Source organism: Marinobacter confluentis (assembly GCF_004785685.1).
GTDB lineage: Bacteria > Pseudomonadota > Gammaproteobacteria > Pseudomonadales > Oleiphilaceae > Marinobacter > Marinobacter confluentis.
In genome coordinates this window covers 20,056-39,478 of record NZ_SRPF01000006.1, presented here as the reverse complement: position 1 = coordinate 39,478, position 19,423 = coordinate 20,056, and the positions used below count along the sequence as shown (strand labels likewise).

At 58.3% G+C, this 19,423-nt stretch carries 19 protein-coding genes; 14 read left to right on the top strand and 5 right to left on the bottom strand.

Translation table 11 applies throughout. From position 1 onward, the window contains the following. Window positions 1-6 precede the first annotated feature (6 nt). Window positions 7-1,041, bottom strand: a complete 1,035-nt coding sequence (locus E5Q11_RS15875) for a type IV pilus twitching motility protein PilT (RefSeq protein ID WP_135804433.1) — start codon at window positions 1,039-1,041, stop codon at window positions 7-9. 143 nt (window positions 1,042-1,184) lie between these two features. On the opposite strand from E5Q11_RS15875, the gene E5Q11_RS15870 reads away from it, so the two are divergent. The 10 genes from E5Q11_RS15870 (at window position 1,185) to E5Q11_RS15825 (ending at window position 10,254) form a co-directional block, all read left to right on the top strand. Next, window positions 1,185-1,886: a YggS family pyridoxal phosphate-dependent enzyme gene (locus E5Q11_RS15870; RefSeq protein ID WP_135804432.1), complete on the top strand. Its 702-nt coding sequence runs from the start codon at window positions 1,185-1,187 to the stop codon at window positions 1,884-1,886. A 69-nt stretch (window positions 1,887-1,955) separates the two neighbouring features. Then, complete coding sequence (gene proC / locus E5Q11_RS15865; protein WP_135804431.1) at window positions 1,956-2,789, top strand: pyrroline-5-carboxylate reductase; 834 nt, start codon at window positions 1,956-1,958, stop codon at window positions 2,787-2,789. Between the two features lie 56 nt (window positions 2,790-2,845). Beyond that, window positions 2,846-3,427, top strand: a complete 582-nt coding sequence (locus E5Q11_RS15860; protein ID WP_135804430.1) for a YggT family protein — start codon at window positions 2,846-2,848, stop codon at window positions 3,425-3,427. A 261-nt stretch (window positions 3,428-3,688) separates the two neighbouring features. Beyond that, window positions 3,689-5,665 (top strand): dynamin family protein, encoded by a 1,977-nt coding sequence (locus E5Q11_RS15855; protein ID WP_135804429.1) that lies wholly within the window; start codon window positions 3,689-3,691, stop codon window positions 5,663-5,665. A gap of 117 nt (window positions 5,666-5,782) precedes the next feature. Further along, window positions 5,783-6,931, top strand: a complete 1,149-nt coding sequence (gene metX, locus E5Q11_RS15850) for a homoserine O-succinyltransferase MetX (RefSeq protein WP_135804428.1) — start codon at window positions 5,783-5,785, stop codon at window positions 6,929-6,931. Beyond that, complete coding sequence (gene metW, locus E5Q11_RS15845) at window positions 6,928-7,530, top strand: methionine biosynthesis protein MetW (RefSeq protein WP_135804427.1); 603 nt, start codon at window positions 6,928-6,930, stop codon at window positions 7,528-7,530. Before metX ends, metW begins: the two co-directional genes overlap by 4 nt. An 18-nt stretch (window positions 7,531-7,548) precedes the next feature. Continuing rightward, entirely contained in the window at window positions 7,549-7,995 is a 447-nt protein-coding gene (locus E5Q11_RS15840) for a DUF4426 domain-containing protein (protein WP_135804426.1), read from the top strand. A gap of 2 nt (window positions 7,996-7,997) precedes the next feature. Further along, a complete protein-coding gene (rdgB, locus tag E5Q11_RS15835) occupies window positions 7,998-8,600 on the top strand; it encodes an RdgB/HAM1 family non-canonical purine NTP pyrophosphatase (protein ID WP_135804425.1) in 603 nt (200 codons plus the stop codon). Beyond that, entirely contained in the window at window positions 8,597-9,730 is a 1,134-nt protein-coding gene (gene hemW, locus E5Q11_RS15830) for a radical SAM family heme chaperone HemW (RefSeq protein WP_225315065.1), read from the top strand. The genes rdgB and hemW overlap by 4 nt, the downstream gene beginning before the upstream one ends. After that, window positions 9,730-10,254 (top strand): hypothetical protein, encoded by a 525-nt coding sequence (locus E5Q11_RS15825; protein ID WP_135804424.1) that lies wholly within the window; start codon window positions 9,730-9,732, stop codon window positions 10,252-10,254. Before hemW ends, E5Q11_RS15825 begins: the two co-directional genes overlap by 1 nt. 30 nt (window positions 10,255-10,284) lie before the next feature. Here the strand turns inward: E5Q11_RS15825 and trmB are convergent, their stop codons facing one another. Continuing rightward, window positions 10,285-11,001, bottom strand: coding sequence for a tRNA (guanosine(46)-N7)-methyltransferase TrmB (gene trmB / locus E5Q11_RS15820; RefSeq protein ID WP_135804423.1), 717 nt, complete (start codon window positions 10,999-11,001; stop codon window positions 10,285-10,287). Between the two features lie 62 nt (window positions 11,002-11,063). Further along, window positions 11,064-12,587 carry a YifB family Mg chelatase-like AAA ATPase gene (locus E5Q11_RS15815; protein WP_135804422.1) on the bottom strand — a complete coding sequence of 508 codons (1,524 nt, stop codon included), beginning with the start codon at window positions 12,585-12,587 and terminating at the stop codon, window positions 11,064-11,066. A 169-nt stretch (window positions 12,588-12,756) separates the two neighbouring features. On the opposite strand from E5Q11_RS15815, the gene E5Q11_RS15810 reads away from it, so the two are divergent. Then, window positions 12,757-13,995, top strand: coding sequence for a glycerophosphodiester phosphodiesterase family protein (locus E5Q11_RS15810; RefSeq protein ID WP_135804421.1), 1,239 nt, complete (start codon window positions 12,757-12,759; stop codon window positions 13,993-13,995). A gap of 16 nt (window positions 13,996-14,011) precedes the next feature. Here E5Q11_RS15810 and E5Q11_RS15805 read toward each other — a convergent pair whose 3' ends face one another. Then, complete coding sequence (locus E5Q11_RS15805; protein ID WP_135804420.1) at window positions 14,012-14,269, bottom strand: accessory factor UbiK family protein; 258 nt, start codon at window positions 14,267-14,269, stop codon at window positions 14,012-14,014. Between the two features lie 365 nt (window positions 14,270-14,634). Between E5Q11_RS15805 and glnK the strand changes: the two genes are divergently transcribed. Next, a complete protein-coding gene (gene glnK, locus E5Q11_RS15800; protein WP_135804419.1) occupies window positions 14,635-14,973 on the top strand; it encodes a P-II family nitrogen regulator in 339 nt (112 codons plus the stop codon). 78 nt (window positions 14,974-15,051) lie between these two features. Further along, window positions 15,052-16,332 (top strand): ammonium transporter, encoded by a 1,281-nt coding sequence (locus E5Q11_RS15795; protein WP_135804418.1) that lies wholly within the window; start codon window positions 15,052-15,054, stop codon window positions 16,330-16,332. Between the two features lie 64 nt (window positions 16,333-16,396). Here E5Q11_RS15795 and speE read toward each other — a convergent pair whose 3' ends face one another. Beyond that, on the bottom strand, window positions 16,397-17,278 hold the full coding sequence (speE, locus tag E5Q11_RS15790) for a polyamine aminopropyltransferase (protein ID WP_135804417.1): 882 nt from the start codon (window positions 17,276-17,278) through the stop codon (window positions 16,397-16,399). A 213-nt stretch (window positions 17,279-17,491) separates the two neighbouring features. Here speE and speA point away from each other — a divergent pair, with 213 nt between their 5' ends. Further along, complete coding sequence (speA, locus tag E5Q11_RS15785; RefSeq protein WP_135804416.1) at window positions 17,492-19,402, top strand: biosynthetic arginine decarboxylase; 1,911 nt, start codon at window positions 17,492-17,494, stop codon at window positions 19,400-19,402. The last annotated feature ends 21 nt before the right edge of the window (window positions 19,403-19,423 follow it).

Here is a 19,423-nt window from a genome sequence, read left to right as displayed (position 1 = left end):
ACCGCTTTAAAAATTATCCGGCATTTTCGCTTTGATTCTGGCCGCTTCGCGCGAAATCAGCCCCTTCTTGAGCAGTTTTTCCAGACACTGATCCAGCGTCTGCATGCCCAGGGAACCGCCGGTCTGAATGGCCGAGTACATTTGCGCAATCTTGTCTTCGCGGATCAGGTTCCGGATCGCCGAGGTGCCGATCATGATTTCATGAGCCGCGATCCGGCCGCCGCCCATCTTTTTCATCAGGGTCTGGGAAATAACCGCCTGCAGGGATTCCGACAGCATTGAGCGCACCATGGACTTTTCCTGCGCCGGAAAGACGTCGACCACGCGGTCAATGGTTTTGGCGGCGGAGGTGGTGTGCAATGTGCCGAATACCAGGTGGCCGGTTTCCGCGGCGGTCAGCGCCAGGCGGATGGTTTCCAGGTCACGAAGCTCGCCCACCAGAATGATGTCAGGGTCTTCCCGCAGGGCGGAACGCAGGGCTTCGTTAAAGCCCAGGGTGTCCCGGTGCACTTCCCGCTGGTTCAGCAGGCATTTCTTGGATTCGTGAACAAATTCGATAGGGTCCTCGATGGTGAGGATGTGCTCATATCGGCTGTCGTTGATGTAGTCGATCATCGCCGCCAGGGTGGTGGACTTACCGGAACCGGTCGGCCCCGTTACCAGCACCAGCCCGCGAGGAACGGATGCAATGTCTTTAAACACCTGCCCCATGCCCAGGTCTTCCATGGTCAGAACCTTGGAGGGGATGGTCCGGAACACCGCGCCGGCGCCCCGGTTCTGGTTGAAGGCGTTGACACGGAAGCGGGCAACGCCGGGCACCTCGAAGGAAAAGTCTGTCTCCAGGAACTCCTCGTAATCCTTCCGCTGCTTGTCGTTCATGATGTCGTAGATCAGGCCGTGGACTTCTTTATGCTCCATCGGCGGCAGATTGATACGGCGAACATCACCATCGACCCGTATCATCGGGGGCAGGCCAGCAGACAGGTGCAAGTCAGACGCGCCCTGTTTCGCTGAAAAAGCAAGCAGTTCAGTAATATCCATAGGGGTCCTCGGAAGGCGTTATTCTTCTATCCTGTTTTCCATTTGTGATGGCACCAGAACCCCTGCCTTCACTTGGCATTTCAGTGACCTGCGGGTAACGTGTCACCGTATCTGGGGCATAGCGGCATCGGCGGAAAAGTTCTATGAGCAGCATAGCAGACAACGTGGGGACCGTAACCCGACGCATACAAAAAGCAACATTGAATGCAGGCCGGGAGGCCGGCTCAGTCAGGCTTCTGGCGGTTAGTAAGACCCGCCCTGCCAGTGACATTCGCGCCGCCCATGAAGCCGGCCAGATCGCCTTCGGCGAGAACTACCTTCAGGAAGCCCTGGAAAAAATCGACGCCCTTTCCGATCTGGCGGATCTTGAATGGCACTTCATCGGCCCCATCCAATCCAACAAGACTCGTCAGATTGCCCAGGCATTCCACTGGGTACACAGCGTTGACCGACTGAAAATCGCGCGCCGGCTTAGTGAGCAGCGCGAGGGTGCTGAAACGCCACTGAACATCTGCCTTCAGGTAAACCTAAACGAAGAGGCCAGCAAAGCCGGGTGCCTTCTGGCCGACGTGCCTGGGCTGGCCCGGGAAATCCTGGCCCTGCCTAATATCTGCCTGCGAGGGCTGATGGCCATTCCCGATCCTGACCAGTCAGAAGCGGACCTCAAGGCCAGCTTTCAGAAACTGGCAGACGCCCTGGACAACCTGCGCCGGGACAATCCGGATGCGCAAAGCCTGGATACCCTGTCCATGGGCATGTCCGGGGACCTGGAAATCGCGATTGACGCTGGCGCAACCTGGGTCAGGGTCGGTACCGCGCTGTTTGGCGCACGGGCAAGCCCATAGAAGCAGTTCCTGTTATCATCCAGAATAATGCGGCCATAGGCCGCTTTCGACCACAAGCGGGAGTGAATCTTGAGCACATCACCAACCATTTCGTTTATCGGTGCCGGCAATATGGCCAGCGCCATTATCGGTGGCATGCTGGAGAGCGGATTTGAAGCAGGGAAAATCTGGGTCAGTGCCCCCGATGACGGCCATCTTCAGTCTATCCGCAAGCAGTTCGGGGTCAGCATCACAACCGATAACCGCCACTGTGCCCAGCAGGCGGACATCGTCATTCTGGCGGTCAAGCCTCAGGTTATGCGGGATGTGTGCGTCGACATTGCTCCGGTGGTTCAGAACACCCGGCCGCTGATGGTTTCCATTGCCGCCGGTCTTGAAGCCGCGACGCTGGACGAATGGCTCGGTGGTGGCATGCCGCTGGTACGGGTGATGCCAAACACGCCTTCCCTGGTAGGTAAGGGTGCGGCCGGCCTGTACGCCAACGACCAGGTGAAGGACAAGCAGAAAGCCAGCGTTGAATCGGTGTTCAGCAGCATTGGATCCGCGCTCTGGGTTGAGGATGAATCGCTGCTTCATGCGGTTACCGCCCTCTCTGGCAGCGGGCCGGCCTATTTTTTCCTGATGCTTGAAGCCCTGGAAGAAGCAGCCACGGCAAAAGGCATCCCCGGCGAAACTGCCAGAAAACTGGCTATTCAGACCATGGCCGGCGCCGCCGAAATGGCAGGCCGTAGCGAACATGATCCCGGCCAGCTCAAACGCAACGTGATGTCACCCGGTGGCACCACCGAAAAGGCGATCCATACTTTCGAGGATGGCGGCCTGCGTGAGCTGGTCAAGAAGGCCTACTCGGCCGCTTATGACCGTTCGGGCGAAATGTCTAAAGAGCTAGCAGCCAAACAGTAGTTCACTGCCAAACCGCTAACGCTGACGAATTAAATAGTAACGGGAGACACAGCTCCATGCTGGCCGATATTCTGATCACCATCCTGCTTATTGCGTCCAACTTTTACCTGACCATCGTGCTGCTCAGGTTCCTGCTTCAGCTTGCCCGGGCTGATTTCTACAACCCCATTACCCAGTTTGCGGTAAAGGCAACCACCCCGCTGTTGCAGCCTCTGCGACGCATAATTCCGGGATGGGGTGGTATTGATGGCGCGTCACTGGTGCTGGCCGTCATCATCCAGGCTATTGCCTTTTTCCTGATGCTGGTGGCACTGAACGGCGGGGTTCCAAGCCTAAACCCGCTGACGGTGCTGACCTGGTCGGTACTGAACGTTCTGAGCCTGATCGTGACCATTTATTTCTGGTCAGTGATTGCGGTGGTTGTGGTCAGTTGGATAGCGCCGGGCAGCAACCACCCCGCCATTCAGCTGGTGGCCCAGATTACCGAGCCGGTCATGCGGCCCGTGCGCAACCTGATGCCCTCCATGGGCGGCCTGGACCTGTCTCCGATCATCGTATTTCTGATCCTGAACGTGCTCCAGGTGGTCATCGACAACCTGAAGATCAGTGCCGGCATGGGCGCACTGGCCGGCGTCTAGAATGTGGGCCAGTTCCCAGAAACACACTTTGTTACAAAGTAAATAATATCCGCAATATTCCTGGCAGCCACTTCACCTGATTGATTTGGCTGCCTTTTTATTGTGTCTTAACAAACCCTGCCAATCTCGGGCTTTGCACAACTCCTAAAGACTTTTGATGAAAAAGCCGTAACCTTAGCTATATTTCACGCACTGTTTTAAGCGGTTCGCCGTTTACCGAATCATTGTCGTCGCCCGCAAGTCGCGCAGAAGGATTCCAGGATGAGCAAGAACAGCTCTCTCAATGGCACCCTGTCCCATCAGGTAGAGGCCTATCACGGATGGAAAAAAGAACTGATCCGGCAGATCGGCCGCTATCGCCTATGGCTTCAGGACAACAACCTGTTCTCCGATGACATAAGCACCCGCATCCGCAACGGCCTGGAACTGCTGGTTGAAGACGAGCTCACCATTGCGTTTGTGGGCGAATATTCCCGTGGCAAAACCGAGCTGATCAACGCGCTGTTTTTCTCCGACTATGGTCAGCGTATGCTGCCATCCCAGGCGGGCCGGACCACCATGTGCCCGACTGAGCTGTTCTTTGACCGCAACAGCAACAGCAACTATCTGCTCCTTCTGCCCATTGAAACCCGCACCGGTGAACTTTCCCTGCAGCAACTGCGCAAGCAGCCCGAACGCTGGGTAAAGCATGACCTGGACGAGCGCGACCCCCAGGTCATGCGGGAAGTACTGGCAGAAGTGGCCCGGGTGAAAAGCGTTACTCCCGCAGAAGCCCGTAAACTCGGTTTCGACGAGGACATGCTGGAGAACGACCGTGCCCAGCCTGGCCAGGTTCTGGTCCCCGCCTGGCGCAACGCGCAGGTCAGCATCCGCCACCCCCTGTTTGAGCGCGGCCTGCGCATTCTGGATACCCCGGGCCTCAACGCCCTGGGCTCCGAGCCCGAACTGACCATCAGCATGCTGCCCCGGGCCCACGCGGTGGTATTTCTGCTCAGCGCCGACACCGGCGTGACCGCCAGCGACATGACCATCTGGCGAGAGCACATAGACACCGAACATGCCGACCACCGGGCGGGTCGGTTTGCGGTTTTGAACAAGATCGACGTGCTCTGGGACGACCTGCAGGGCGAAAAGTACACTCAGGATGCCATCGACAGGATTCGCAGCTACACCGCTGATCACCTCGGCATGCGTGAGAAAGACGTTATTCCGCTGTCCGCCAAACAGGGACTGACAGCCAGGGTCCGCAAGGATACCGAGCTGTTCGAGCGCTCGAACCTTGGCCAGCTTGAACAACTGATCATCCAGCGAATTCTGATGCACAAGGAGCAGTTGATCACCCAGAACCTGATCAACGACCTGCTGGGTATGCTGCAGAACAGCCAGGCAGCCATGCAGAACCGACTGGATGCGCTGAATGAAGAAATCCAGGCCTGCTCGGGCGCTACGGTGGACAAAAAGGCCGTTCGCCTGCTGGCTGACCGCGCCCAGCGTGATTATGAGTTCTATTACAAGAAGCTGATTACCCTGCGTTCAAGCCGGCGACTGATGGATTCCCAGGGCGAAGCCCTGAAGCAGCTGGTCAGCGGCGACCGCTTCGAAAGCCACGCGGAAGCCATCCGCAAACAGATGTCCAGCAGCTGGACCACCCTCGGCATGAACCGCAGCATGGAAAACTTTTTCGAGCTGCTGGAAAGCGACCTGAACAACCTGATGAGTGAAGGGCGGCTGGCAGAGAAAATGGTCAGCGCTATTTACCGTCGCTACAACGAGGATACCCGGGCCCGGCATCTGGAACCGATACCCCTGCGTTCCGGGCGCCACGTAATCGCCATTCGCGAGCTCCGCAAGAAAGCCCGCCGCTTCCGGATCAGCCCGGCTAACCTGCTGACTGAACAGTCCATTCTGGTGAAGCGCTTCTTCAACGTGATGGTGAGTGAAGCCAGGACCCTGCACCAGCGCGTCCGTGCTGACGTCGAGCGGTGGCCGTCAGAAGCCATGTTGCCGATCATGCAGTATTCCATGGAGCAGAAGCAGCTGCTGGAGCACCAGATTCGCCGCCTGCGGGACATGGTAAGGAACGACCGCGATGGCCGCGCAGAACGCGAACGCCTGCACAATGCCATCACAGACCTGAAGCGTCAGCTGGAACTGGTGGATGCCATGCACAAACAGATTCGCAAGCCGGCACCGACCATGATCCAGCAGAAAGTGGTCAATCTCTCCGGCGCACTGTGATCCGTAACAGCCTGTGATCAGAGTCCCCTGGGCAGGCGGCCGTACAACGGCGGTTGCAGCCCGTGAAAGCGGGCTTTAAACTCCGGTGCTTGATCGAATCAGGAACCAGTCGCGCCAATGCCCGAATCCATGCCAACGGATTCTGTCGGGATAGTCACCCCACAGACACTGCATTTCGACACGCCCATCACCCTGGCGTGCAATCGAACGCTGGAGCAGTACGACCTGGTGTACGAGACTTACGGCACCCTCAACGCCGATGCCAGCAACGCCGTACTGATCTGCCATGCCCTGAGTGGCCATCACCACGCTGCCGGTTACCATAGCGCCGATGACCGCAAACCGGGCTGGTGGGACAGCTGTATCGGCCCTGGCAAGCCCATCGACACCAACCGTTTTTTTGTGGTCAGCGTGAATAATCTCGGGGGATGCCACGGCAGCACCGGCCCTTGCAGTAACAACCCGGAAACCGGCAAGCCCTATGGCCCGGATTTCCCGGTGATCACCGTGCGGGACTGGGTACAGTCCCAGGCACTGCTTGCCGACCGCCTCGGCATTCAGTGCTGGGCGGCGGTTGTGGGCGGTTCCCTGGGCGGCATGCAGGCACTGCAGTGGAGCCTCGACTATCCGGACCGGATCCGTCATGCCGCCGTCATTGCCTCCACCCCCAGGCTCAGCGCCCAGAACATTGCCTTCAACGAAGTGGCACGGCAGGCCATTACCTCAGACCCGGACTTCCACGATGGCCACTATTACGAACACAACACCCTGCCCCGCCGTGGCCTGATGCTGGCCCGAATGGTCGGCCACATTACCTATCTGTCTGATGCATCGATGGGCGAGAAATTTGGTCGGGAACTGCGGGACCAGGCCTACAAGTTCGGCTATGACGCGGAATTCCAGGTGGAAAGCTACCTGCGCTATCAGGGGGAACGCTTCTCCGAGACCTTTGATGCCAATACCTATCTGCTGATGACCCGGGCGCTGGACTACTTCGACCCCGCGTATGAGCACGATAACGACCTGTCCAGGGCCCTGCAGCAGGCCCGATGCGAGTTCCTGGTATTGTCATTCAGCACTGACTGGCGCTTCACACCGGCCCGCTCCGAAGAACTGGTCAATGCCATGATCGCGGCCCGGTGCAAGGTCAGCTACGCCGAGATAGACGCGCCCTGGGGCCACGATGCCTTTCTGATTCCCACACCGCGCTACACCGACATGTTCACCGCCTATATGGATCGGGTCGCCAGGGAGGTAGGGGCATGAGAACCGATCTGAAAATCATCGAACAGTGGATCAATTCCGGCAGCCACGTGCTGGATCTGGGCTGCGGCGACGGCACCCTGCTGGACTACTTACAGCGGGAAAAACAGGCCACAGGTTTCGGCCTGGAGATCAACCAGGACCACATCACCACCTGCATGGGCCGGGGCGTGTCGGTGATCGAACAGAACCTGGACACCCAGGGCCTGGGCAACTTTGAAGACCATACCTTTGATACCGTGTTGATGACCCAGGCACTGCAGGCGGTCCGGCGACCCGACATGGTGCTGGACGAAATGATGAGGGTCGGCCGCGAAGGCATAGTGACCTTTCCCAATTTCGCCTACTGGAAACTGCGCTGGTACCTGATGCGTCGCGGCCGTATGCCCGAATCTGAAACTCTGCCGTATAAGTGGTACAACACCCCGAATATTCACCTGTGCACGTTCAAGGATTTCGAGGCCCTGTGTCATCGCAAGGACTTCCAGATTCTGAACCGCACGGTGGTCGACGGCGAACACCAGGATCACTGGCTCAGTCGTCTCTGGCCGAATATGTTGGGGCAGATTGCCATTTACCGGATCACCCGCAAGAACGGGTAAGCCCAGAGGAGAACTATTATGAGTCCAAGCAGCATCCGCCGGTTCATTGTCGCCCTGAGCCTGCTGGCATTCACCACTATCAGCCAGGCCGGGTCCAAGGATTTTGGCGAGTATACGGTCCAGTGGAGTGTCTTCCCGAGCACTTTCCTGACGCCTGAAATCGCAAAGGAAAACGGCCTCAACCGAAGCCGCAGTATCGGGGTGGTCAATATCGCCATCATGACCGAGAACGAGGATGGCGGAATGAGTACCGTATCCGGCCAGGTTGAAGGCAAAGCCCTGAACGATATTCAGCAGGCCAGATTCCTGGCTTTTCGCCGGATTCAGGAGGGCGACTCCGTGTATTTTATTGCCGAGTACCAGTATTCAAATGCCGAACTGATGACTTTCCAGATCACCGCCAGGCCTACCGGGTCAAAAAGCGATCTACCGGTTCGTTTCGCCCACACTCTGTTTAACGACTGACCATGACCCAGGATAACCGGCTGGTAATCGCCAGCAACAACCGCGGAAAAATCGTCGAGCTCGGGGAACTGCTTGCCCCGCTGAACCTCACCCCGATTGCCCAGGGCGAGTTGGGGGTCAGTGAAGCCGAAGAACCGGCGGTGACCTTTATTGAAAATGCCATCATCAAGGCCCGCCACGCCGCAAAAGCCACCGGGCTGCCGGCGCTGGCCGATGACTCCGGACTGGCGGTGGATGCCCTGGGTGGTCGGCCCGGCGTTCGCTCAGCGCGTTTTGCAGGCGACTCTGCCACCGATCAGCAGAACGTGGACGCCCTGCTGGCCGCCCTGCGAGATGTAGCTCCGGAAAACCGTAGGGCCCAGTTTCACTGCGTGCTGGTGTATCTGCGCCACGCCGATGACCCTACGCCCATCGTCTGCCACGGCTGCTGGCCCGGGTATGTGCTGGAGCAGCCGCGAGGCGAAGGCGGCTTCGGGTACGACCCGATATTCCTGGCACCGGAAACCAACACCAGTGCCGCCGAGATGACCCGGGAAGAAAAGGCCCGCATCAGCCACCGGGGCCGCGCTCTGGCGCTTCTGCTTGAACAGCTGGAGGCCCGTTGAGCCCGGAACCGCCGCCGCTGAGCCTATACCTGCACATGCCCTGGTGCGTGAAGAAGTGCCCTTACTGCGATTTCAATTCCCACGCGCTGACCGGCGATATTCCCGAACAAAGCTATCTGCAGGCGATTCTGGACGATCTGCAACAGGATCTTGCCCTGGTTCAGGGCCGCGAGATCCAGACCATTTTTATTGGCGGTGGTACGCCTTCGCTGATGTCGCCGAATTTCTATCACAGGCTGTTTGAAGGTCTTCGGGCACACCTGCGCCTGGCCGACAACGCCGAGATTACCCTGGAAGCCAACCCCGGCACCATGGAGCAGGGCCGGTTCAACGGTTTCCGGGCCGCCGGCATCAACCGGCTATCGCTGGGCATCCAGAGCTTCCATCCTCACCAGTTGCAAGCACTCGGGCGGATTCATGACGACCAGGCTGCCCATCGGGCGATAGAGGCTGCGCTCAAGGCCGGTTTCGACAATTTCAATCTGGACCTGATGCACGGCCTGCCGGACCAGACCCCGGAGCAGGCGGTGGCCGACCTTCAGGCCGCCATTGACTGGGCGCCGCCGCATCTGTCCTGGTACCAGCTCACCCTGGAGCCCAACACCGAGTTCTACAGCCGCCCGCCTGACCTGCCAGACGATGACCGGCTCTGGGACATCTACTGCCAGGGCGCAGAGCTGCTGCGCAGCAGGGGCTACGGTGATTATGAAGTATCCGCCTGGAGCCAGCCGGGCTCGGCCTCCCGGCATAATCTGAATTACTGGGCATTCGGGGACTATCTCGCGCTGGGTGCCGGCGCTCACGGCAAAGTGACACTGGCAAACGGGGAAATCCGCCGTTTCTGGAAAACCCGCCAGCCGGAGGCCTATCTGAACCGGATAGGAAGCCGCACCGCCGGTCACCAACGGGTTGATGAGGAAGAGCTACCTCTGGAGTTCATGATGAACGCCTTGAGGTTGACGGAGGGTGTGCCGGAAAACCTGTTCACAGAACGTACAGGTTTACCCCTGAGCGTGGTTGAGGTAAAACTTGAAGCATTGCGAACGGATCGCCTGCTGGAGCGCGGCCGCATTCAAGCCACCGAGCTTGGCCAACGCTACCTGAACAGCCTGCTGGAGCGTTTTTTATAATGGTCATACCCGCTGATTTTCCCAAAGCCCTCACCCTGGGTCTGCTGGTTACCCTGATCCTGTTTATCGCTCTGCTGCTCATCAATGAACCACTTCAGACCAGTGCGGCCCCGAAGGGCATCATCAGCTTTCAGATGGCGGGCACGGTCGACCAGGCGTCCGAAATCCTGGCAAGCTGGAACGGCCAGGGGCTATCGTCAGCCCGAACATCCCTCTGGCTCGATTTTGCATTTGCGGGCGCCTACGTAATCACCCTTCTGCTGCTGACGAAGCATCTCTCCCGGGATCGCCCTGGGGTGCGCGAACGCACGGTCTCCCGATGGGTCAAGGGGCTTTTTATCGGGGCTGGTGTCAGCGACATCGCGGAAAACGTGTTTTTACTGAATAACCTGGATGCGCCCAGTGATTCCATGAGCCTGGCAGCCGTGCTGTGCGCACTGGCCAAGTTCACCGGGCTGATTCTGGGGCTGGCCGGGCTTGTTATCCTTCGCGCCGCCCGGCGTCATCCCCTGTCGCACGGCTGAAGTCTAAACCCGCCCGGGCGACCTTTCGGATCAATTCGTACGGTAAAACAGCAGATCCCAGACGCCGTGGCCCAGGTTCTCGCCCCGCTTCTCGAATTTGGTCATCGGCCTTTCATCCGGGCGCGGTGCAAAGGCGCCAGGCTCTACTGAATTCTCGAAGCCTTCGGATTCACCCATGATTTCCATCATGTGCTCGGCATAGTTCTCCCAGTCTGTGGCCAGATGAAGAATACCGCCCACCCGCAGTTTATGGCGCAGGCGCTGGACGAAATCGTGCTGAACCAGGCGGCGCTTGTGATGCTTTTTCTTGGGCCAGGGGTCCGGGAAATACACCATGACTCTATCCAGAGCAGCATCCGGCAGACACAGATCCACCACATCGTTCGCATCGATGGCGTAAATCCGGATGTTTTCCAGTCCACGATCCTCGACTTCTTTCAAGAGCGCGCCAACCCCGGGCAGATGCACTTCAACGCCAATAAAATCCTGCTCTGGCGCCGCTTCGGCCATGTCTGCCAGTGACTGACCCATGCCGAAACCGATTTCCAGGTTCAGCATGTTGTCCCGGCCAAAAATTTCCCGGGGGTCGATCATGCCCTGCTCCCGGGTCAGGCCGTATTTTGGCCAGTTGCGCTCGTAGGCTTTTTTCTGACCTTCGGTCATCCGGCCCTGGCGCAGCACGAAACTGCGCACGCCCTTGCGGGTGGTGACCGGTGAATCGCCGGACTCATTGTTCTGTTCGCTCATCGGATGTCCTCAAGCGCCCTGGACGGGCTTGGTTCATTCGTTTAATGACAAGTTTATCAGATCTACACGGACACCTGAGCATTACGGGACTGTTGCCGGTCCAGTTTACGGTAGCCCAGCGCTTCCACCAGGTGCGACTGGGCAATGGCGTCCGCATCATCCAGATCGGCCAGGGTGCGGGCCACCCGCAGAATTCGATGCAGGGCCCGGGCCGACAGGCCCAGACGTTCCATTGCGCCAGTCAGCAGGGATTCACTGGCCGCCTCCAGTTTGCAATGGCGGTCCAGTTCGCGGCCGCCCAGCATGGAATTAACGGCGCCGCGGCTGTTCTGGCGATTACGGGCACGATTGACCCGCTGGCGTACCGACGCACTGTTTTCACTCTCACTGGCAGCGGTCATCAGCAATTGCGGGCTTTGTACGGGGACTTCCACATGCAGGTCGAAACGGTCCAACAGCGGCCCGGAGACTTTTGCCCGATAACGCAGCACCTGTTGCGGCGTACACTGGCATTCAATGGATGGATGGCCCTGATAACCACAGGGGCAGGGATTCATCGCAGCGACCACCTGGAACCTTGCGGGAAACACCACCTGGCGCGCTGCCCGGCTGATGGCGATCTCGCCGCTTTCCATGGGTTCGCGCAGCACCTCGAGCACCCGGCGGCCGAATTCAGGGAGTTCATCCAGAAACAAAACGCCCCGATGCGCTAGGGAAATCTCGCCGGGCCTGGGGCTGCCACCACCGCCCACCATCGCCACCGATGACGCCGTGTGGTGAGGCGCACGGTATGGCGGGCAATGCCAGTTGCCTTCGGGCACGGCCAGGCCCGCCACCGAATAGATGCTGGCCACATCCAGCATCGCCTCGTTGGTCAATGGTGGCAGAATACCGGGTAAACGGCTGGCCAGCATGCTCTTGCCGGTGCCCGGCGGCCCAAACATCAACAGGTTATGACCGCCAGCAGCGGCTACTTCCAACGCTCGCCTGGGCACTTTCTGGCCCCGGACATCCTCCAGATCGGGCGCTTCAGCAGCGCTACCGTCAAATTCCACGGGCGCTACGGGCGATAGCTTGGCCCGGTCAGACAGATGCTCGCACACCGCCAGCAAATGGTTAGCGGCAAACACGTCGTCCTCGCTGGCCAGGGCGGCTTCCTGGGCATTGGCCAGGGGGATCAGCAGCCGGCGCTGTTCACGGCGAGCGGCCAGAACCGCGGGAAGTACGCCTTTAAGCGGACGTAGAGCGCCATCCAGGGACAGTTCCCCCAGACACTCAATGTCCTCTAGGCTTTCGGGCGGAATCTGGCCGGAGGCGGCGAGAATGCCCAGGGCAATCGGCAAATCGAAACGGCCACCTTCTTTTGGCAGGTCCGCCGGGGCAAGGTTGATGGTGATTCGCTTGGCGGGAAATTCAAAACCGGAATTCAGCAGTGCACTTCTTACCCGTTCCCGGCTCTCGCGTACGCCGGTTTCCGGCAAACCGACAATGGAGAGAGCGGGCAAACCCCCAGACAGATGCACTTCCACCGTCACCGACGGCGCAGACACGCCGACACAGGCGCGAGTGTGGACCAGAGCTAACATGAGAACCTTCCATGGTTTCAGACATCATTTGGCGACCATTATGTCTGGCTCAGTCCAATGTGCAACCTCGCTTCAGCGGGCCGCAGGTAAAATTCAAACGTCATCATCTGGTAACTCAGCCGGTAGATGCTGTATCACTGGCACTGTTCATTTCACAAGGAAGCTGATCATGAAGCTGAATACGTTCGTCAACGGGCTACTGGCTGCCGTCACTTTACTCTCGACCGGCCTCGCCCAGGCCAGTCCCGACAAAGACTCCATTCAGATAGGACCCCGCCCGTTCTGGCTGGTCGCTGACATGGATGAGGGTCCGCTGAAAGAGCGCTTGCAGTCATGTGACCTGAAACAGTTCCAGTCATCAGACTTTTCCATCGGCCATCGCGGTGCGCCACTGCAGTTTCCTGAACACACCCGGGAATCCTACATTGCAGCGGCCCGCATGGGCGCAGGCATTCTGGAATGCGACGTGGCCTTCACCAAAGATCGGGAACTGGTATGCCGACACGCCCAGAACGATCTGCACACCACCACCAACATCGTCGCCGTGCCGGAGCTGAACGCCAAATGCACCCAGCCTTTCGAGCCCGCCGACCCGGAAAAGGGCACGGAAGCGAGGGCGGAATGCCGTACCAGCGATATCACCCTGGCCGAATTCAGAACCCTGGAAGGCAAGATGGATGCGTTCAATCCCATGGCGACAACGCCGGAAGACTACCTCGGTGGCACTGTAGACTGGCGTACGGACCTCTACACCAGCCGCGGCACCCTGATGACTCATCGGGAGAGCATCGAGCTGTTCAAGAGCCTGGGCGTGAAATTCACCCCCGAGCTGAAATCACCGGTGGTGGAGATGCCGTTTGAAGGCGATTACAGCAAGCAGGACTATGCCCGCCAGATAATTCAGGACTACGTGGACGCCGGAGTGAAACCGCAGGACGTCTGGCCGCAGTCCTTCAATCTTGAGGATGTACTGTTCTGGGTCAATGAGACACCGGAATTTGGCCGCCAGGCGGTGTTTCTGGATCAGGAGGAGCTGATGCCGGAAACCTCGTCATTGCAGTACATGGAGAATCTTGAATCCAGAGGCGTAAACATTATCGCCCCGGCACTCTGGAAGATGCTGACGCTCGACGATAACGGCGACATAGTTCCATCGGCTTATGCAAACAATGCCCGCAACGCCGGCCTGGATCTTATTGCCTGGACCGTGGAGCGCAGTGGCCCGCTGGCGGAAGGCGGTGGATGGTATTTCCAGACGGTGACCGACGCCATCAATAACGACGGCGATCTGTTTACGGTCATCGACGTGCTGGCACAGGACGTGGAGGTAATCGGCATTTTTTCGGACTGGCCCGCCACCACCACTTTCTACGCAAACTGCATGGGCATGGCGGGCAAGGGTCGTTGATCCAACCGCACTGACGTTATTCGGGAGTGGAAGCCGCCTTTTCAAGCGCTTCCACGGACTTTTCCAGCGCTTCCACTTTCTCTCTGGTTTTCATCAATACGGCCTGCTGGGCATCAAATTCTTCCCGGGTAACCAGCTCAAGGCGCGACATGACCGTCATCACGGTTGCCCGCGCCTGGGCTTCAAAATCATCACGGGCAGCACGGGCCATATCCGGCACGAACTGGCCAAACTGTCCTTGCAACTGGGCAAATAAATCCTGCGGACCTTTCACACATCACCTCTCAAACAACGCCGGTTAATTAGCCGGGAGTGTATCACACCATGACCCCTGCCATACTGAAGGCGATAGCCCCTATAATGGTGACCGAGCGGCAGAGAACCGCGCACAGAATCCGTGCGTTATTTTGGTTCACTTGCCATAGCAAGGCGCCATTTTGGTGCAGCAAAACGATCCATTTTGGATCACTACATTGTTAGATTACTGAAAGTTAAGAACTTTTTTGCGTTGGCACACACGATGCTAAAAGCCTTGTACGCAATCCGCACAATTGGTGTGCGAGGTGGCAGCATCCCGAACTCAATACAAGGGACCCGAAGAATCCTGACTTTTGAGACGGCTTTACCAAGGAGAAACCCATGAAACTTGTGACAGCGATCATCAAGCCTTTCAAACTGGATGATGTCCGTGAGGCACTTTCCGAGATTGGCGTACAAGGCGTAACGGTCACTGAAGTCAAAGGCTTCGGTCGCCAGAAAGGCCACACAGAGCTCTACCGTGGCGCAGAATACGTGGTGGATTTTCTGCCCAAGGTGAAGGTTGAGGTCGCCATTGGCGAAAACCTTCTGGACCAGGTTATCGAGTCCATCACCAAGGCAGCCAACACCGGCAAGATCGGTGACGGCAAAATCTTCGTGACTGAACTGGAACAGGCCATCCGTATCCGGACCGGCGAGACGGGCGAAGAGGCCGTCTGATCCGGTAACACGATCAGAATCAGCCAACGCAAAAAAACTTTAATGCCAAATGATTAGCCTCGTGCGGAGGGCTTACCAATGGAAAGTAATCTCAATCACATTTTTGAACTGCAGTATGCGTTAGACACCTTCTACTTCCTGATTTGCGGCGCACTGGTCATGTGGATGGCCGCTGGTTTCGCAATGCTTGAAGCCGGCCTGGTTCGCGCCAAGAACACCACTGAAATTCTCACCAAGAACGTCGCCCTGTTTGCGATCGCCTGTACCATGTACCTGATCTGCGGCTACGACATCATGTATGGCGGCGGTCTGTTCCTGAGCGGCATCACCACTGTTGCCGGCATGGACGATGCGGCGGTTGCAGGCGTTCTGGCTGCATCAGCTGAAGCTGGTTTCGGCGACATGGGCGAATACGCCGGTGCTTCCGACTTCTTCTTCCAGGTTGTGTTCGTGGCAACTGCCATGTCCATCGTTTCTGGTGCGGTTGCCGAGCGCATGAAGCTCTGGGCCTTCCTGGCCTTCGCGGTTGTGATGACCGGCTTCATCTACCCGATGGAAGGCGCCTGGACCTGGAACGGTGATGCCGTCTTCGGCATGTACGAGCTGAGCTACAGCGACTACGCCGGTTCCGGTATCGTTCACATGGCAGGTGCTGCTGCAGCTCTGGCCGGTGTGCTTCTGCTGGGTGCCCGTAAAGGCAAGTATGGCCCGAACGGCCAGATCAAGGCGTTCCCGGGTGCAAACCTGCCCCTGGCAACCCTGGGCATGTTCATCCTGTGGATGGGCTGGTTCGGCTTCAACGGCGGTTCTACCCTGAAGCTGGGTGGCATCGGTGTCGCCAACGAAGTGGCTAACGTGTTCCTGAACACCAACGCTGCTGCCTCTGGTGGTCTGATCGCAGCCCTGCTGGTTGGTCGCATCATGTTCGGCAAGGCTGACCTGACCATGGCCCTGAACGGCGCCCTGGCTGGTCTGGTTGCAATCACTGCCGAGCCTGCAGATCCGACTCCCCTGCTGGCTACCATCATCGGTGCCATCGGTGGCGTAATCGTTGTCTTCTCCATCGTGTTCCTGGACAAGATCCGCATCGACGATCCGGTCGGCGCCATCTCCGTGCACGGCGTGGTAGGCATCTGGGGTATCTTCGCGGTACTGCTGTCCGACGCTGACGCCACCTTCATGGGCCAGCTGGTAGGCACCCTGACCATCTTCGTCTGGGTCTTCGTGACCAGCCTGATCACCTGGGCCATCATCAAGGCGGTCTTTGGGCTGCGGGTTAGCGAAGAAATCGAGTACGAGGGTGTGGACGTTGCCGAGTGCGGCATGGAAGCCTACCCGGAGTTTGTCAGCGCCAAGTAATATCAGCTGACTTACTGCAAACAGAAAGGGCGCCTGCGGGCGCCCTTTTTATATTTCCAACCCCCTATCGCTCGCTGGACATCACCTCATCTTCCAGCACATCCACCATAAACTGCGGCATCGCCAACGCCCCCCGATGAATATCCGCATTGTAATACCGGGTCACAAACGGCCGCTGATCCGCATCCTCTTCCCGGAAATAAACCACCGGTTTTTCCTTCCCCGCCATGGTGCAACTCCACCAGCCAGTGGGATAAACCGGCTGCGGGAATGGCAGGGTGCGGACGTGATCGAAGCCGGCTTTCCTCATATCATCATGGATGTCCTTGATGATGGTGTTGGTGTGCAACAGCGGAGATTCGCTCTGCTGGACGATGATGCCGCCGTCGCGCAGCGCCAGCATGCAGTCGCGGTAGAAATCCAGGGCGAACAGGCCCTCTGCCGGCCCCACCGGGTCGGTGCTGTCGATGATAATGACGTCCAGGCTGTCCGGGACCACATCACGCATCCACTGGATGCCGTCGCCAAAGAAGAAGTTGGCGCGAGGGTCACTGTTGGATGTGCACAGCTCCGGGAAATACTCCTCTGACAGGCGGGTGACCCGCTCGTCGATTTCCACCTGCCAGGCGTCTTCCACACCGGGGTGCTTGAGAACTTCTTTTAGCGTTCCGCAGTCACCGCCGCCCACAATCACTACTTTTTTCGGGTCACGGTGGGTAAACAGGGCCGGATGGGTCATCATCTCGTGGTACAGGAAGTTGTCGCGGCTGGTCAGCATCACGCAGCCATCAATCACCATCAGGTTGCCGAAGGTTTCGGTTTCCCAGATTTCCAGTTTCTGGAACTGGCTCTGTTCTTCATGGAGCTTTTTCGTCACTTTCAGTGAAAAAGCGGTGCCGTGATCCTGAAAAATCTCGGTAAACCAGCCGTCGTTCAGTTCTGCCATGGTGTGTCTCCGAAGGGCGATGCCCGCGCCTTGGCGGTGCTCGTTTTGCATGATGGGTTTATTCTGCGGCTATTGTAGGTGTCTGGTGCCGGTAGCTAAAGCCTTGGCACGGCTAAATCTACGGTCTTTTCTTTCGGCCATGCCAGGGAATCCCTACAATAAGCGCCAGCTTCGGGCGAATTCTGCCCCGGAATACAGACAGGTACAGGCAAGATGAGCGAATTGAACAAAGGTGCAGCCTACGAGGTGTACAACATTGCCCAGTGGAGCGACGGCTACATTGGCGTCAGTGATAAGGGCGACGTCCAGATACACCCGGACCAGGGTCGCAATCTTGGCAGCATCAGCCTGCCGGAGCTGGCCCATACACTGACCAGTCGTGGTATCCAGCTACCGGTGCTTGCCCGCTTTACCGACATTCTCCATGACCGGGTGAATACCCTCTGCGGTGCTTTCAATAAGGTTGCCAGCGAACAGGGCTTTCGCGGCCAATACACCGCGGTTTATCCGATCAAGGTCAACCAGCAGCGCCGGGTGGTGGAAGAACTGCTGCGCGCCCAGCCAGCGGCAGACAACAACCAGATCGGTCTTGAAGCCGGCAGCAAGCCGGAATTGATGGTGGTGCTGGCGCTATCCCGTCAGCCGGGGTCGGTGATTGTCTGTAATGGTTACAAGGATCGTGAATATATCCGGCTGGCGCTGATCGGTCAGAAGCTGGGGCACCGGGTATTTATTGTGGTGGAGAAGCAGTCAGAGCTGCCGCTGATTCTACAGGAGGCAAACGACCTGGGCGTGACACCGCTGATTGGCGTTCGTGCCCGGCTGGCCACCATTGGCAAAGGCAACTGGCAGAACACCGGGGGCGAGAAGTCGAAATTCGGCCTGTCCGCCAGCCAGGTTCTGGATGTGGTCAATACCCTCACCCAGGCAGACGCCCTGGACTCGCTGCAACTTCTGCACTTTCACCTGGGTTCGCAGATCGCCAATATCCGCGATATTCAGACCGGCCTGCGTGAGTGCGCGCGTTTCTACAGTGAACTCCGGCATCTGGGGGCACCGATCAGCACCGTGGATATCGGCGGCGGCCTCGGTGTTGATTACGAGGGCACCCGCTCCCGCAGCAGCTGCTCGATGAACTACAGCGTTCAGGAATACGCCTACAACGTGGTCCATATCCTGCAATCAGAATGCGACCGCGCTGGCATCCCCCACCCCAATCTGATCAGTGAATCGGGGCGGGCACTGACCGCGCACCACTCGGTATTGATCACCAATGTGATCGACCGTGAAGTTCAGGACCATCAGCCAGCCCCGCGGCCCCCGGCCAATGCCCCGGAACCCCTGCATTCGCTGCGCCGCGACCTGGACAGCCTGGAAGACCGCAGCTCCGGTCGATCACTGGCGGAAATCTATCACGACATACTGCACGCCATGGCAGACGTGCACGCGCAATTTGCCCATGGCGTGCTGTCACTCACTGACCGGGCTCATGCTGAAACCCTCTACAAAACCTGCTGCAGGTCGCTGCAGAAGCAACTGAGCCAGGCCAACCGTGCCCACCGGGAAATCATCGACGAACTGAACGAGAAACTGGCCGAGAAGCTGTTCATCAATTTCTCGCTTTTCCAGTCACTCCCGGACGTCTGGGGCATTGATCAGATTTTCCCGATCATGCCGATCAATGGCCTGCACCGCCCGTTGAACCGTCGCGCCGTGATCCAGGACATTACCTGCGACTCCGACGGCCGCATAGACCGCTACGTCGACGGCCAGGGCATTGAAACCACCCTGCCTTTACCGGAAGACGTGCCGGGAGAGCCTCTGCTGATGGGCTTTTTCATGACCGGTGCCTACCAGGAAATACTCGGGGACATGCACAACCTGTTTGGTGATACTCATTCAGTGGATGTCCGCGGCGATCAGAACGGTGGTTATACCATCAGCGACCCGATTTATGGTGATACCGTGGCCAAGGTGCTGCAGTACGTGAACTTTGAGCCAAATGCTCTGATTGCAGCCTATGAACGAAAATTTGCCGCCAGCGATCTGAATGCCGCAACGCAGGAAAAACTGCTCGGGGAGCTGGCCGGTGGATTAAGCGGTTACACCTATCTTGAGGAATAATGCTGAGTCGGTCACATTTGG